We start from the raw sequence: 14,495 nt of genomic DNA, 5'->3' as shown, positions 1-14,495 counted from the left end.
CGAGCCGGAAAGGCGCATCATGCTCCAACTCATCGATATCCGCAAGTCGTATACCACGGCGAGCTTCTCGCAGGTTGCCCTCGACGACATTTCGATATCTTTTCGCGACAACGAATTCGTCGCCGTCCTCGGGCCGTCGGGCTCAGGCAAAACCACCATGCTCAACATCGTCGGAGGCCTCGACCACTACGATTCGGGCAACCTCGTCATCGATGGCATCTCGACCGAGCAGTACAAAGATCGCGACTGGGACACCTATCGCAACAACCGCATCGGATTCGTGTTCCAGAGCTACAACCTCATCCCCCATCAAACCGTGCTGGCCAACGTCGAGCTCGCACTCACGCTTTCGGGCGTTTCCCGCGCCGAACGACGCGAGCGCGCGGCCGAAGCGCTGAAGAAGGTCGGTCTCGGCGACCACATGGACAAGAAACCGAGCCAGCTCTCGGGCGGCCAGATGCAGCGCGTCGCCATCGCGCGTGCGCTTATCAACGATCCCGAGATCCTGCTTGCCGACGAGCCGACGGGCGCCCTCGACTCAAAAACGAGCGTGCAGATCATGGCGCTTCTGACCGAGATCGCCAACGACCGTTTGGTCATTATGGTCACGCACAACCCCGAACTCGCCGAGGAGTACGCAACGCGCATCGTGAACCTCGCTGACGGCGTGATCACTTCCGACAACAACCCGTACGATCCCACCGAAGAGGAGATTGCAGAGCACCAAAGCGAGAAGGCGCCGCGCAAGACCTCGATGTCGTTCTTCACCGCACTCTCCCTTTCGTTCAACAACCTCATGACCAAAAAAGGCCGCACGCTCATGACGGCGTTCGCGGGGTCTATCGGCATCATCGGCATCGCAGCCATCCTCGCGCTCGCCAACGGCGTGAACAACTACATCAAGAGCGTCGAAGAGGACACGCTTTCGCAGTACCCGCTGCAAATCCAAAGCACCGGGCTCGATCTGACCTCCATGATGATGGGCTCGGCCGCAGGCGCCACCCAAGACGATGATGCCGATACGGCAGAAGGCCAGGTGCGCGAGACCAAGATGATCACGCGCATGTTCTCGAGCATCGGCAGCAACGATCTCGCCTCCCTCAAGGAATACCTCGATAGCGGGCAGAGCGACATCGACCAATACGTGAATTCCATCCAGTACTCCTACGACGTCACGCCCCAGATCTTCAGCGCCGACACCGAAGACGGCGTGCGCCAGGTGAACCCCGACAAATCGTTCTCGGCGCTCGGCCTCGGATCGGACACCAGTTCCAACAGCCTCATGTCGATGTCGATGAGCACCGATACGTTCTACGAGATGGCCGACGACCGCCGTCTCATCGAGGAACAGTACGACGTGGTAGCGGGCTCGTGGCCGACAAGCTATGACGAGCTGGTCGTCGTGCTCACCGGCAACGGCAATGTAAGCGACTTCTTGCTGTACACGCTCGGGCTGCGCGATCCCGACGAGCTCAACGAGATGGTGAAGCAGTTCGCCGCAGAGGAGGACGTCGAGGTTCCCGAAGATCGCATGGCGATTTCCTACGACGACATTCTCGATGTATCGTTCAAGCTGGTCAGCTCAACCGAATACTACCAATACGACGAAGAATACGGCGTCTGGAAAGACAAGACCGATGATGCCGCCTACATGAAGGACATCGTCAACGCCGGGGAAAACCTCAAAATCAGCGGCATCGTCATGCCGAAGCCCGATGCCACCATCACCGCGCTTTCAACCGGCATCTACTACACGTCGGATCTCACCGACCACGTGATCGAGCAGTCCGCCGACACGCAGATCGTGAAGGATCAGCTTGCCGATCCGACGATCGACGTGTTCTCGGGCAAATCGTTTACCGAAGAAGACGAGGAAGCGGACAACAGCTTCGATATGAACTCGCTGTTCACCATCGACGGCGACGCGCTGCAATCGGCGTTCGTCATCGACGAGAGCGCCCTTGCCGTGGACATGTCCAATTCGCTCGACCTGCAAAGCGCTGCGGCTAATCTGCCCGATGCGCCCCAACCCGACATGGGCTCCATCGTCGATGCCATGGACATCGACATCCCCACCGATCAAGTGGCGAGCATGATGGCGCAGATCATGCAGAGCTATGCAGCGTACCTGCAGCAGTATGCCACGCAGGTGCCGCCGATGATCCTCGATCCGGATGATCCCGCTTCGGGCAACCTCATCCCCAATCCCGACTACAACCCGATGACCGCCGAACAGTATCTTGCAAGCCCTGAAGTGCAGGCGCAGATCGCAGCGGGGCTCCAGGGCATGGTCGACACCGATCAGCTTGAAGCCCAGGTTGCGGGAGCACTCCAAAACTACGTGCAGACGACCATGACCACCTACATGAACCTCATGGCGCAGTCGCTGCAATCGCAGGTGACATCGGCATTGCAGCAATCGATGAACCAGATGGCTTCCAACATGGCCAACGCCATGCACATCGACGAGGAAGCGTTCAAGAACGCCTTCCAGATGAACATGGATGAAACCGAGCTCACCGAGCTCATGATGTCGCTCATGAGAGTCGAAGAGCATTCTTACGACAACAACCTGAAGAAGCTCGGATATGCAAGCTTCGACAAGCCCTCCGGCATCGACATCTACCCCATCGACTTCGAGAGCAAAGCGAAGATCATCGACATCCTCGACGGCTACAACGACAAAATGAAAGCCGACGGCGAAGAGGACAAGGTGATCACGTACACCGATTTCGTGGGCGCGCTCATGAGCTCGGTAACCGATATCATCAACATGATCAGCTACGTGCTCGTTGCCTTCGTGGCCATCTCGCTGGTGGTCTCCTCGATCATGATCGGCGTCATCACCTATATCTCGGTGCTCGAACGCAAGAAGGAGATCGGCATCCTGCGCTCCATCGGCGCGAGCAAAGGCGATATCAGCCGCGTGTTCAACGCCGAGACGCTTATCGTCGGCTTCGTGGCGGGAGCCATCGGCATCGGCGTGACCGCACTCGCCTGCATCCCCGCGAACGCCATCGTCTACTCGCTCTTCGATGTGAAGGATGTGGCATCGCTTCCCTGGGAGGCCGCGCTCATCCTCGTAGCCATCAGCATGCTGCTCACGTTTTTGGCGGGCCTCATTCCCTCGCGCGCAGCGAGCAGGAAAGACCCCGTGGAAGCGCTGAGAAGCGAATAGGTTTACTGGATCCACCACATCAAGCCTTGGCCCAAAGCCCGATCGCGGCGTTAGCGATCGGGCTTTTATACCCACCTACCTGCTCTTCTTAAGCAAGTTCAAAGTGCAAAGCGCGCGGCAGTGTGCAGCACGGACTCAGCATGCGCGGCAAATACGACCCGCATCTGAACCATCTGTGAGTTCTGATTTCTTCTTCGGTACTTTGAACAGGTGTTTTTAAAGCCGATAGTCCGATATCCGACAATGGAATAAACCGCGAATCCTCCGTATCGTTAGAAATGCTCAGGGACTCTCAGATAAGCCCGCAGCGTACCGAGGAATACAGGAGGGAATTATGAATGATTTTGAACACACCGAAGCCATGCGAGAAGGCCTCTCGCGCCGTGGATTTCTATCCGGATTAGCCGTGGGAGGCGCCCTGCTGGTCGGGGGGCTTGCAGGCTGCTCAACCGGGAAGCCCGATTCTGACACAGGCGACGCCAAGCAAGAAGAAGCGGAAGCAGCGACATCGACAGCTCCAGACAACATCGTCGAGACGATCGATACCGACATCGTCATTGTCGGCGCCGGCATTTCAGGCTTAGCCGCCGCCGTGCAAGCGGGGCAAAACGGAAACAGCGTGATCCTTTTGGAGAAATCGGGGGAAATCGGCGGCAACGGCATGGGCACCGAATGCATATTTGCCATAGACACGCGGCTTCAGCGGGAAAAGGGGATTGAAATCGACCCCGTCGACATCGTCGCTAAAGAACTTGAACAATCGCAATATCGCGTCGACGGGTCGCTTTGGATCGATATGGTAACCAGTTCGGCCGCCAACTTCGATTGGCTGGAAGAATGCGGCGTGGAATTCAACGGCACCGTTGACAATTATTCCCCCGGTGGGCTTTTTGAAACCGCGCACTGGTTCGAAGGCGAATGCGCTGCCGTCGGATACGTTCCGCCCATGCAAGAAGCCGCTAAAGCGGCAGGTGTCGAAATCCGAACAGGCACGACCGCCAAGCAGCTCATCATAGCGGACGGCATCGCAACGGGCCTCTACGCTGAAAACACCGCAAAGGAGTCTATCCAAATAAACGCAAAGGCGATCATACTGGCTTCGGGCGGAATTGGCGGCAATCGAGAGCTTTTGATGCAGCAGGGCTGGTCTCAAGAGCAGGTAGATGAGATGCTCTTCCAATGTGTGCCATCGGTCGAAGGCGACGGCTACCGTATGGCCATGTCGGCGGGTGCCAAAGACTACCTGAGTAATTCTGCCGATCAAGTGTTCAACGCCATCAAAGCTTTCGGAACCGACACCTCTGCCCCGTATAACAGCCCCCTGAACGGCGGTTTCGGATTGACATCGATGGGCCCGTGCCTGTGGGTCAATCAAGCAGGCGACCGGTTCACGCCCGAAGACCTTGGCTACATAAACATGGCAGCCCAAGCCACAGCATGTAAGGGCAATCGCGAAACGTATGCCATCTTCGATCAGTCGCTTCTCGATTCCTGTACCGCAGATCCTGCCGATGCCGAGATAGCCGCAGCGGCGCTTTCAGGGGATAACGACGACAGCATCTTCCAAGCTGATTCAATCAGCGAACTTGCAGAGCACTTCGACCTTGATGCCGACGAACTCGAAGCAACGGTCGTACGTTACAACAAGCTTTGCGAAATCGGTTCCGATCTCGATTTCGGCAAAAGCCCGGAATTCATGCTGCCGCTTACAACCGGCCCGTTTTACATGGCGAAAGTCGTCCCGTTGCTCGTCGTCGTCGACGGAGGAATCATGACCAACAAGCACGCCGAAGTTCTGGATAGCAGCCAGATGCCGATCCCCGGGCTGTACGCCGTCGGACTCGACGGCGCAATGCTCTGGCGCAACGTCTACACGCAGAATATGCCCGGCACGCAGATGGGCAACAATGTGAATTCAGGCCGCAAAGCAGCAAATAGCGCCGCAGAGTATATAAAGGCTGTCTAGCCCAATCGGTTGAAGCCTCTTTCGCCGAGACTACGAACTGCATGGCAGTCCGTAGTCTCGGCACACATGTATGGCATAATGCAAGGACGGGAGGGGTCATGAGAATAGGAGATTCCATAGGATTCAGCGTTCGGCTTTGCACGTTTTTTGCCGAGCAAGATCGTCTATTCACCGGCTATCTGCGGGCCGAAGGCCAACTGGTCTACAGCGAGCTTACGCTTCTTTGCGCCATGCATGAAGCAGTGCAGCCGCTCGCTCTCGAACCGCTTGCCGAACTGCTTATGCTCTCACCCCGAACCGTACGATCAATGCTGCTCGATCTTGAAGACAAAGGTTTCGTATCCAAGCTGAATGATCCGGAAGACAGGCGATTCATGCTCGTCCAGCTCACCGAACATGGCCGCACCGTAGCCGAGCGCGCGAACCGCGATATTTACCTGCTGATGAAAGAATCCCTTTGGGAAGCACTCCCCGAAAGCGACTTCGAAGACGTGCTCAAAAAGGGAATGCGCCACGATGTGAACCACATCAGGGGATTCGCGGTCGAACCATTCGGAGACCTCCCGCACACCGATCTGCCCATCTCAGTCGACCACTTCATCTTCTGGCGCATCATCGTCGATCGCTGGACCCGAACCCTTCGCGACGAAAGCGATCTTTCGCTGAATGACTTTTGCGTGCTCTATTATCTGTCTGAATGCGAGAAGCTGATATCCAGCGAGATCGCTGATGCGCTCCTCCTCCCTCGCAGCGCCCTTTCGCTCTGCAAGAGCCATCTTCTTGAGAGCACGCTGGTAAGCGAGCAGGAGGAGGAAGGCGACGGACGCAAGGTCGTACTCTCATGCACGCCGCAAGGAAAGCACCTCGCCAAGCAGATGTTCGAAAAGCTCGATGCCCTCACGCGCGATATCCATTCAGGAATGGCTGAGGAGGATTCCGGTGTCGTCAGCGCGTGGTACGCCCGCATGTTCAGCAATATGCGCAAGCATCGGCGCAAACAGAGCAAAGCTGTGAAGTAGCTAGAAAAACGGGAGACGCAGACTGCGTCTCCCGCCCTCGAAGTGCGATGTCGAATTGCTTTGAAGCTATTCCTCGCTCGCAAGCGGACTCGGAGTGGTGTAGGTGCGAGCAGCGTATTCCTGATCGAGCTCGTAGAGTGCCTTCGCATCCTGGCCGAACAGCTTCATGCGCGTGATCATGTCGTCGGCGGTCGCCTCTTCCTCAAGCTGCTCGTCGATGAACCAATCGAGGAACTTCATGGTGCGATAGTCTTTCACGTCATGGGCAGCTTCGTAGATGTCGTTGATGAGCGAAGTAACGTACTTCTCGTGCTCGAGCGCAGCCTCGAGCGGCTCGATGTAGGCGGAAAAGGTCTTGTCGGGCTGATCGATGGCCTTGAGCTGAACCTTGCAGCTGTTGTCGAGCAGGTAGTTGCGGAAGATCAGCGCATGGTCGCGCTCTTCGGCAGCCTGGATCATGTACCAGTTGGCAAACCCGGACAGCCCCTCGTCCTCGTAGTAATCTGCGAAAGACATGTAGAGGTACGCCGAATACAGCTCCTTGTTGATCTGGTCGTTCAAAAGCTCGTAGACTTTCTCGTCCATCGTCAATCCCTTCCTTTCGTTGGCGTGCAGCTACCTTGCATCGGCTGCACTCAGGTTATCTGTTGCGTATTTCTTAATGATACCTATTATCGTTTAGAAAGAAAGGACTCTGCGCCGATTCTCACAATTGCAGCAAATAGTTGAGCCGCATGCGCAGCGAACGGCTCGCAGAATATGCGGAAACGCCCGAGCGCACCCCTACTCGATCAGCCCCAAATCGCGAGCCTTAAGCACCGCATCCATGGCGCTGTGCACGCCGAGCGCATCGGCAAGCGCCGCCGCCTCGAGCTGAGGACCGCGTTCAGCCAGGACCTCCCAAAGGAATGTTCGTATAAAGAAGCAACCCCTAGCCCGCCTTGCCGCCTACACGAACGCCGCCGCTCGCCTTCTTCCTTGGTGTCACTGCCTTGGGCCTCACGATCTCGGGCCTTGCAGCCGTGCGATACTCCAAGCACAAGGACAGGGCCGGCAAGCGTTGGGCAGGAAAACCGCCAAGCGGCATCTGCGCAACCGCACCGAACGAAAGCGAGCAGCTATGACCCGTACAGCCATCGATCGACGCACATTCGTAACCGGAGCCTTCGCAACCGGGGCCCTTGTCGCCTCGGGCGCCGCTTTATGCGGCTGCGCGGACGGCGAAAGCAAAAACGCGGATGGAAAACCGACGCAAGCTTCCCCGCTTGAGCTCACAGCCGATGCCAAAGGCGCCACCGACACCACGGCCGAAGCCAACGCCGCCGTTTACGCGCTGCTCGATTTCTCTGACGAGCGCGAACGCGATTTCGCCACCCAGGGCCTCATCGCCGCCCCCGCCGAACTGGAAATCGTCGACGAGAGCGGCAAGGTTGTTTGGAGCCAAAAGGCGTACGCCTTCCTCGATGCCGAGGACGGATCCCCCGCAGGCGCGCCCGATACGGCAAACCCGAGTCTTTGGCGCAACGCCCAGCTCAACCACCTGTACGGCCTCTTCGAAGTGATGGACGGAATCTACCAGGTACGCGGCTACGACATGACGAACATCACGTTCATCGCCGGCGAAACCGGCTGGATCGTGTTCGATCCGCTCATGAGCGTCGAGTGCTCCAAAGCCGCCTTCGCGCTTGTTACCGAAAACCTGGGCGAGCGCCCGATCATGGGCATTGTGATGAGCCACCCGCATGTCGACCACTACGGCGGTATCAAGGGCATCGTCACCGAAGAAGAAGTGGCCGAACGTGCGATTCCCATCATCGTGCCATCTGGATTCGAAGAGCATGCGGTTGCGGAAAACGTGTACGCGGGAAACGCGATGGGGCGCCGCGCAGGCTATCAGTACGGAGCGTTCCTTGACCGCGGGGAACAGGGCGCGCTTTCCATCGGCATCGGACTCGGGCAGTCAACGGGCACCGTCTCCTACCTGTCGCCGAACGATACGATTACCTACACGGGCGAGACGCGCACGATCGACGGCATCGAAATGGAATTCCAGATGACGCCCGGCACCGAGGCCCCTGCCGAAATGAACACGTGGTTTCCCGGCCGCCGCGCGCTGTGGGTTGCCGAAAACTGCACGGGCACTTTGCACAACCTGTACACGCTGCGCGGCGCCGAGGTTCGCGACGGAAACGCCTGGGCGAACTACCTCATGGAAACGAAGGCCCGGTACGGATCGCAAGCCGAACTCACCTTCCAATCGCACAACTGGCCCCATTTCGGCAACGACGTCGTGAACGAGTACCTCGAAAACACCGCCGCCGTCTATAAGTTCATCGCCGACCAGGCGCTCATGTATCTGAACCAAGGCTACACTTCCACCGAAATAGCGAACATGATCGAGCTGCCCGACGCGCTTGCGCGTACATGGTACACGCGACAGTACTATGGCACGGTTGCGCACAACGCACGCGCCGTCTATCAGAAATACATGGGCTTCTACGACGCGAACCCCGTGAACCTCCACCCGCTCGCACCCGAAGACGCAGCCAAGAAGCTGGTGGAGTACCTCGGCGACACGGATGCCGTTCTCGCACGCGCCCAAAAGGATTTCGACGCAGGCGAATACCAATGGGTTGCTCAAATTACCAACACGCTCGTATTCGCCGATCCATCCAACACAAGCGCTCGCCTGCTGTGCGCCGACGCGCTCGAACAGCTTGCCTACCGAGCGGAATCGGGCACCTGGAGAAACGTGTATCTCTCGGGCGCCAAGGAGCTTCGCGAAGGCACCACGCAAGACGACGCCTATCGCGCAAAAGGCTCGGCCGACGTTCAGCGCGCAATGCCCGTGGCCATGATGCTCGACTATCTGGGCATTCTTATCGACGCCAACGCCGCTGCAAGCACGGATCTCACCGTGAACCTTGCCTTCACCGATGACGACCCCTATCTGCTCACCATGCGCTTTGGAGTTGTCCTGTATCAGCGCGGCGTACAGTCCGACGATGCCGACGCGACGCTCACCTTGCCGCGCCTCGGAATGTTCGCCATCCTGACAAACGACGAGGACTCGATCGCAAAGAGCGTCCAGATAAAAGGCGATCCCACCGTAATCGAAAAGCTCACCGAGCATCTGGTAACCTACGATTTCTTCTTCAATATCGTAGAGCCGTAACCGTAGCAGCTTGGCGATGGCACCCCGCAACCTGCTACCATAGGAGAATGGACAACGAGAGCCCGACATATCGCGATTTCGCCCGCTTCGCCTCGCAATCGCTCGATGACGTCGCCCGTGATTGCGAGGTGTCGGTTTTTCGCGCCACAGGGCCCGGCGGCCAAGGGGTGAACACCACCGATTCCGCCGTGCGCATGAAGCACCTGCCCACGGGCATCACGGTTACCGCGCGCGAATCGCGCAGCCAGTTTCGGAACCGCCAGCTTTGCCTTCAGAAGCTGCGGATGATCTTCGAGCGCAAAGCCCAACCGCCGAAAATCCGCAAGAAGACGCGCATCCCCCGCCGCGCCAAAGAGCGTCGGCTGCAAGACAAGCGTATGACGAGCGAAAAGAAAGCCGCACGGAAGAAGGTGGACTGAGCTATTCCCTGCCGAGCAGCAACCGGCGCAGCTCAAGGCACTTGTGCGTGAACTCCGGATCTTTATAGCGCAATCGCTTGCCTAAGCGCCCTGCCACCACATGCGCTATCCCGTTGATGTCTTTTCCACTGTTGATCTGCCATTTCGTTACAGTTATCACCGTGTACCCCATCGCCGCCACCGCGTCGCGGCGCATCGAATCTTTCGATACGCGCTCGATCCCGGTGTGCGACTCCTCCCCCCGTACTCGATAACGAGATTCGCCTTGGGCCAGAAAAGATCGCAAACGCAGTACTTCTTGGAAGTCATTTTGAGGGCATCGCCGACGACATCGACCCGATGGTTCAAAAGCGGCATCTCGATCCCATAGCCACCGAATCCATACGGCAGGCAGAGCAGCATGGTCAGAACGGTTTCCCGCGGCGATGCCGATCGTTCCGCGACATACCTCAAAGCGCGGCGCGCCTTCCTCACCCCGTGCACCCCATCCGCCGCACCTGCGAACGCCGTCAGCCTTTCGACGGTTGTGAGCGGTGCGCATTCGCGATACCTTCCTTCTGACAAGTCGTACGTCCCGCACAGCTCGTAGCCGATCTCGATGAGCTTCGGCAGCTCGCAGATCGCAGCCGCCTGAACAAAAGTGAATTCGGGGGAACACACGCAAAAGCCGTTCATCGTATCGAGAATGGCGTTTTGAGGCAGATTGGGCTTCACCCTATGGGCAATCAAAAACCTCGATGATCCTCGGTACTTACCCATACCATAACCGCAGGTCAATTATTTTCCAAACAACAAAAACCATGCCAAAACTCATTTTTGTGCCAGCATGGCCTCGGAAACGCGGCAAACGGGGTCAAACCGACAGGTCCAGACAGCCGGGTCGTCCGGGGCGCCAAACCCGTAGGGCACGGGAGTGCGTGGGAGCGCCGAGGGCGCCTGGCCCTGCCCGAGGCCACCCGGACTGCCCGGATGCGCCCAACTCAGCCAGCCGTGTCCGAACGTGCCCAACCCGGCCGAACGCACCCGGGCTGCCCGGACGAACCGGGCAGCCCGAAGCTTGCCAACGCCTACAGCATCGGCACCACAATCGTCACCGGCAACGCGGCGATCACGATCAGATAGCGCAATAGGAAACCACCCACGAGCACGCCCACATCGGACGCGGCGGACAGGTAGTGCGCTTTACGGCTCTCCTCGAATTCACGCGGGCTGAAGAACAGCAACCACGTCTCGAGGGCAGTCGGAATCACAAGGCCCACTGCCACAAGCCCGATCCAGAACAGCAGCGCATGTTCGCCGATGAGCAGGCTCATGACCGAATTCCAGCCCGCTTCCGAATTGAACGACGTGATGAACATGAGCGACGCGAGCAGCACGAGCTCGATGATCGGGAAGCAGAAGTGAAATTTCTTGAGCACGCCCACCATGTTGAACTCGTCGGCATGGCGAAACACCGACACGAGCAGCACGGCCGCCGCACCCGCCGACATCGCCGACACGAGAAACAGGATGGGCAGAAGCGCGTTGTTCCACAGCGGGAACGTCTTGCATACGCCCAGAAGCACACCGGTGTAGATGGCCACGCACACCGCGAACACCGTACCCACGATGTCGAGCCACACCGGGATCGAGCGCTTGAGGAAGTCGAGCACAACCGCCACAAGCGAGATCACGACGAATCCGGCGAGGAACACCACGCCCCATGTCATGACCGATCCGAAGTTCGTGAGCAGCAAGGCAAAGCGCAGCGGGTTATGCAGGCCGCCCTCGGCATCCACCATCAAAAGCAGCAAGCCGATGATCACGACGACGGGCGCTATGATATGCGCGATCTTGCGCATGTTCACCGCTTCGGGGTGCTTCCACCCCAAGAAGGCCGAGGTGGCGAAAGCGCCGCCGCCGAGACCCGCCAAGAACAGATACCACGCGATGATGGCACCCCATACAGGTTCGAAAGACATCGCTCATCACCTCACATAGAAGATCTTGGCCTTCGTGAGGTCGCCCGCGATCGGCTGGGCGTTCTCCTTCACGATTGCCTTGGATATATCGCTTTCGGGATCATCGAGATCGCCGAACATGCGCGCATCGGTGAGACACGCATCGACGCAGGTCGACATCTTTGTTCCCGATTCAGCCGAGCTCACGACGCAGAAGCGGCACTTGTCAACCGTCCCTGTCTCGTGACTATGCACACGCACCTGGTAGGGGCATGCCGCCATGCAGTACTTGCACCCGATGCAGCGTCCATGATCGACGCCTACGATGCCGTCGGGGCCCTTGTAGGCGGCGCCTGTCGGGCAGACCGATACGCACGGGGCGTCTTCGCAGTGCATGCACTGCAGCGGCACCGTCTCGATGCCCACCTCGGGATAGGCCCCCGTTTCATGTTCTTCGTAGCGGATGAACGGCTCGTCGGGACCCAGCTTGTTCTGCCGCTGGCACGCAACTCGGCATGCATAGCACCCGATGCACTTCTTGGTATTGATCAGCATTCCGTAGCGGGCCATCATGCACCTACTTTCTTCACCGAGACGAGCGCCTCTTGCGTGCACGCCGCCCCGTATCCGGGTTCGATCCTAAACGGAACGAAATCCATCTGGCGAAGCCCGACTTCGTAAGCGGTGTGCTGATCGGGCGACGAGCAACCGTAGTGGCTCGGCATGTAGAGCGCCGTCGGGTTGATGCGCTGGGTCACCTTCGCACGGCATCGTCCCGTATGCTCCTCGTTGGAAACCTCTACCTCATCGCCATCCGCGATGCCCAGCTGCTCGGCAACGTCGGCGTTTATCCACACGCGGGTAAGATCGTAATCCTTGGTGATCTGCATGAGGTCTTCGATGTTCGCCGTCTGGGTGTGGCTGTGAATGGCTTGCTTGCCGCCCACAAGGCGCAGCTGCAATCCAATCGGCATAACGGCCGGCTCCATCCACATCGGCGCAGCAGGCAGGCCCGCCGCCTCGACGGCTTCGCTTGTGAACTGGATCTTTCCGGTCGGGGTCTTCCATTCGGGCGTCTTGCCGTAGGAAAACTCCTTATCGGAGAAATACGCGACGCCCGTCGTCTTGAGCGCATCGAGCGAAAGGCCCACGCTTTGGAGCTGCGCATCGGCCAACTCCTCAACCGTGAAGCCGAAGTACTGGCCCACGCCGCATGCTTCTGCGAGCTCGCAGAATATCTCATCGACCGATTTCGTGTTGGGATGCACCTTCTTTATCACCTGATCGCGCAGGGCAACGGCGGGCACGATGCCGCCGATGAACTCGGGAAGCTCCATGCGCTCGAGGTAGCTGCACTCCGGCAGCACGTAATCGGCGAGCATCGCCGTCTCGGACATCTGCACGTCAATCGCCACGCAAAGCTCGAGGTTTTTGAGCGCTTCGGCAAGATAGCGCGTGTTGGAATACCCGGCGGCCATGTTCGAGTTGTAGAAGATCATGGCCTTGATCGCGCCCTCTTTCGCCTGTTGGGCAGCGTAGACGTTCGATCCCATGCCTGCAAGGGCGAGCGGATATTCCGCGGCGCCGAGCTGCTTGCCCTCGGGTTTGGGAACGGGCGGGAACTTTTCCTCGTCGACCTTTCCCGCCGAAACGCTCGGCGTGAACAGAGCGCCGCCCTTCTGATTCCAGCAGCCCAAAAGCGTGTTGAACACGCAGATGGCGCGCGCCGTCTCGCCGGAGTTCTGGTATGCGCAGCCGAAAGCCCCGCGCCAGCTCGGCTCGATCGAGGCAGCCGGTGCGGCATCGGCGAACTCGAGGGCGAGCCTCGTGATGGTGTTGGCGGGTATTCCCGTCTGCTTTTCAGCCCATTCGGGAGTGTATTCGACAACCTGGGCGGCCCACTCGTCGAAGCCGCTCACGTTCTCGGCCACGTACTCCTTGTCGTAGCGGCCTTCCCTTACGAGTACCTGAGACATCGCAAGCACGAGCGCAAGGTCGGTGCCCGGATTGATAGGCACCCATTCGTCGGCGAATATGCGCGTGTTGTTGCACCGGGGATCGACGATGACCACCTTGGCGCCGTTTTCATGCGCTTTCTGCAGCGCGATCACCGAGCTCGGGCGGATCGCGTCGGCGTAGCTGCGCCCGATGAACATGACCATCTTGGCGTTCTCTATATCCGATTCGTAGTTGCCCTTGCCGATAACCTGCGTGAACCCGCTTTCCTTCGACAGATTGCACGCGGCGCCGTGCGTGTAGAAATTCGGGCTCCCAATCGCATCCATGAAGCGCTTCGTGTAGTACTTGCCCGACGGCCTCGGATCCTGCACGAGCGCAACGGCCTCGGGGCCGTTCGCATCGATAAGCGACATGAGCTTGTCGGCGATCTCGCTGTACGCTTGTTCCCACGAGATGGCTTCGAATTTTCCGTCTTCCATTTTCTTGAGCGGGTCGGTCAGGCGGTCTTCGGAATAGGCGATTTGGGAATATCCGTACCCGCGAGCGCACAGCTTGCCCTGCGCATAAGGATGATCCCGGTCGCCGATCAACTTCGACAACCGCCCGTCCGATACATAAGCCGTGAACCCGCATTTTGTGGAACAGGCGTTGCAGAGCGAATGCGCGGTCGTCGTTTGACCTTGCGCATCCTGCTCGTCAGCATGCGCCTGCTCCCAGGCATCGAAGCTCAGGTACCCGGCACCCGCGACGAGCGCCGCCGCGCCCGCGCTGCCGGCCAGGAAGCTTCGCCTGGTTACTGCGTTTTCTGACATAACTGTTTCCCTTCTATACACTGCACG

The 14,495-nt window shown here is 58.7% G+C and carries 10 protein-coding genes and 1 pseudogene; 5 read left to right on the top strand and 6 right to left on the bottom strand.

The genetic code is table 11. The annotated features are described in order from the left end of the window. Positions 1-19 precede the first annotated feature (19 nt). The 3 genes from C1719_RS01845 (at position 20) to C1719_RS01835 (ending at position 6,163) form a co-directional block, all read left to right on the top strand. Positions 20-3,178, top strand: coding sequence for an ABC transporter ATP-binding protein/permease (locus tag C1719_RS01845; RefSeq protein WP_102373538.1), 3,159 nt, complete (start codon positions 20-22; stop codon positions 3,176-3,178). 334 nt (positions 3,179-3,512) lie between these two features. Next, positions 3,513-5,144 (top strand): FAD-dependent oxidoreductase, encoded by a 1,632-nt coding sequence (locus tag C1719_RS01840; protein WP_102373537.1) that lies wholly within the window; start codon positions 3,513-3,515, stop codon positions 5,142-5,144. A 98-nt stretch (positions 5,145-5,242) separates the two neighbouring features. Continuing rightward, entirely contained in the window at positions 5,243-6,163 is a 921-nt protein-coding gene (locus C1719_RS01835) for a MarR family winged helix-turn-helix transcriptional regulator (RefSeq protein WP_102373536.1), read from the top strand. 66 nt (positions 6,164-6,229) lie between these two features. On the opposite strand, the gene C1719_RS01830 is transcribed toward C1719_RS01835, so the two are convergent. After that, complete coding sequence (locus C1719_RS01830) at positions 6,230-6,748, bottom strand: ferritin (RefSeq protein ID WP_102373535.1); 519 nt, start codon at positions 6,746-6,748, stop codon at positions 6,230-6,232. 535 nt (positions 6,749-7,283) lie between these two features. Here C1719_RS01830 and C1719_RS01825 point away from each other — a divergent pair. After that, complete coding sequence (locus C1719_RS01825; RefSeq protein WP_102373534.1) at positions 7,284-9,338, top strand: alkyl/aryl-sulfatase; 2,055 nt, start codon at positions 7,284-7,286, stop codon at positions 9,336-9,338. Positions 9,339-9,457: 119 nt separating this feature from the next. Beyond that, positions 9,458-9,757 (top strand): annotated as a pseudogene (locus C1719_RS01820) (peptide chain release factor-like protein); the annotation flags it as partial. 1 nt (position 9,758) lies between these two features. On the opposite strand, the gene C1719_RS15625 reads toward C1719_RS01820, so the two are convergent. The 5 genes from C1719_RS15625 to C1719_RS01800 form a co-directional block, all read right to left on the bottom strand. Continuing rightward, the gene (locus C1719_RS15625; protein ID WP_180963421.1) at positions 9,759-9,917 is read right to left on the bottom strand and encodes a hypothetical protein; all 159 of its coding nucleotides are present in this window, start codon (positions 9,915-9,917) and stop codon (positions 9,759-9,761) included. Next, a complete protein-coding gene (locus C1719_RS01815) occupies positions 9,914-10,516 on the bottom strand; it encodes a hypothetical protein (protein WP_102373532.1) in 603 nt (200 codons plus the stop codon). The genes C1719_RS15625 and C1719_RS01815 overlap by 4 nt, the downstream gene beginning before the upstream one ends. Before the next feature lie 308 nt (positions 10,517-10,824). Further along, complete coding sequence (gene nrfD, locus C1719_RS01810) at positions 10,825-11,718, bottom strand: NrfD/PsrC family molybdoenzyme membrane anchor subunit (protein ID WP_102373531.1); 894 nt, start codon at positions 11,716-11,718, stop codon at positions 10,825-10,827. Positions 11,719-11,724: 6 nt separating this feature from the next. Further along, a complete protein-coding gene (locus C1719_RS01805) occupies positions 11,725-12,267 on the bottom strand; it encodes a 4Fe-4S dicluster domain-containing protein (RefSeq protein ID WP_102373957.1) in 543 nt (180 codons plus the stop codon). After that, the gene (locus tag C1719_RS01800; protein WP_102373530.1) at positions 12,267-14,468 is read right to left on the bottom strand and encodes a molybdopterin-containing oxidoreductase family protein; all 2,202 of its coding nucleotides are present in this window, start codon (positions 14,466-14,468) and stop codon (positions 12,267-12,269) included. The genes C1719_RS01805 and C1719_RS01800 overlap by 1 nt, the downstream gene beginning before the upstream one ends. Positions 14,469-14,495: the final 27 nt, after the last annotated feature.

The organism is Raoultibacter massiliensis (assembly GCF_900199545.1).
GTDB classification, from domain to species: Bacteria; Actinomycetota; Coriobacteriia; order Coriobacteriales; family Eggerthellaceae; genus Raoultibacter; species Raoultibacter massiliensis.
This window is presented reverse-complemented; position numbering and strand designations above follow the sequence as displayed.

What these genes read in the sequence shown, in the direction of transcription:
- C1719_RS01805 (WP_102373957.1), bottom strand. Translation starts at nt 12,267, where the DNA reads ATGGCCCGCTACGGAATGCTGATCAATACCAAGAAGTGCATCGGGTGC.
- C1719_RS01800 (WP_102373530.1), bottom strand. Translation starts at nt 14,468, where the DNA reads ATGTCAGAAAACGCAGTAACCAGGCGAAGCTTCCTGGCCGGCAGCGCG.
- C1719_RS01825 (WP_102373534.1), top strand. Translation starts at nt 7,284, where the DNA reads ATGACCCGTACAGCCATCGATCGACGCACATTCGTAACCGGAGCCTTC.
- C1719_RS01840 (WP_102373537.1), top strand. Translation starts at nt 3,513, where the DNA reads ATGAATGATTTTGAACACACCGAAGCCATGCGAGAAGGCCTCTCGCGC.
- C1719_RS01845 (WP_102373538.1), top strand. Translation starts at nt 20, where the DNA reads ATGCTCCAACTCATCGATATCCGCAAGTCGTATACCACGGCGAGCTTC.
- nrfD (WP_102373531.1), bottom strand. Translation starts at nt 11,718, where the DNA reads ATGTCTTTCGAACCTGTATGGGGTGCCATCATCGCGTGGTATCTGTTC.
- C1719_RS01835 (WP_102373536.1), top strand. Translation starts at nt 5,243, where the DNA reads ATGAGAATAGGAGATTCCATAGGATTCAGCGTTCGGCTTTGCACGTTT.
- C1719_RS01815 (WP_102373532.1), bottom strand. Translation starts at nt 10,516, where the DNA reads ATGGGTAAGTACCGAGGATCATCGAGGTTTTTGATTGCCCATAGGGTG.
- C1719_RS01830 (WP_102373535.1), bottom strand. Translation starts at nt 6,748, where the DNA reads ATGGACGAGAAAGTCTACGAGCTTTTGAACGACCAGATCAACAAGGAG.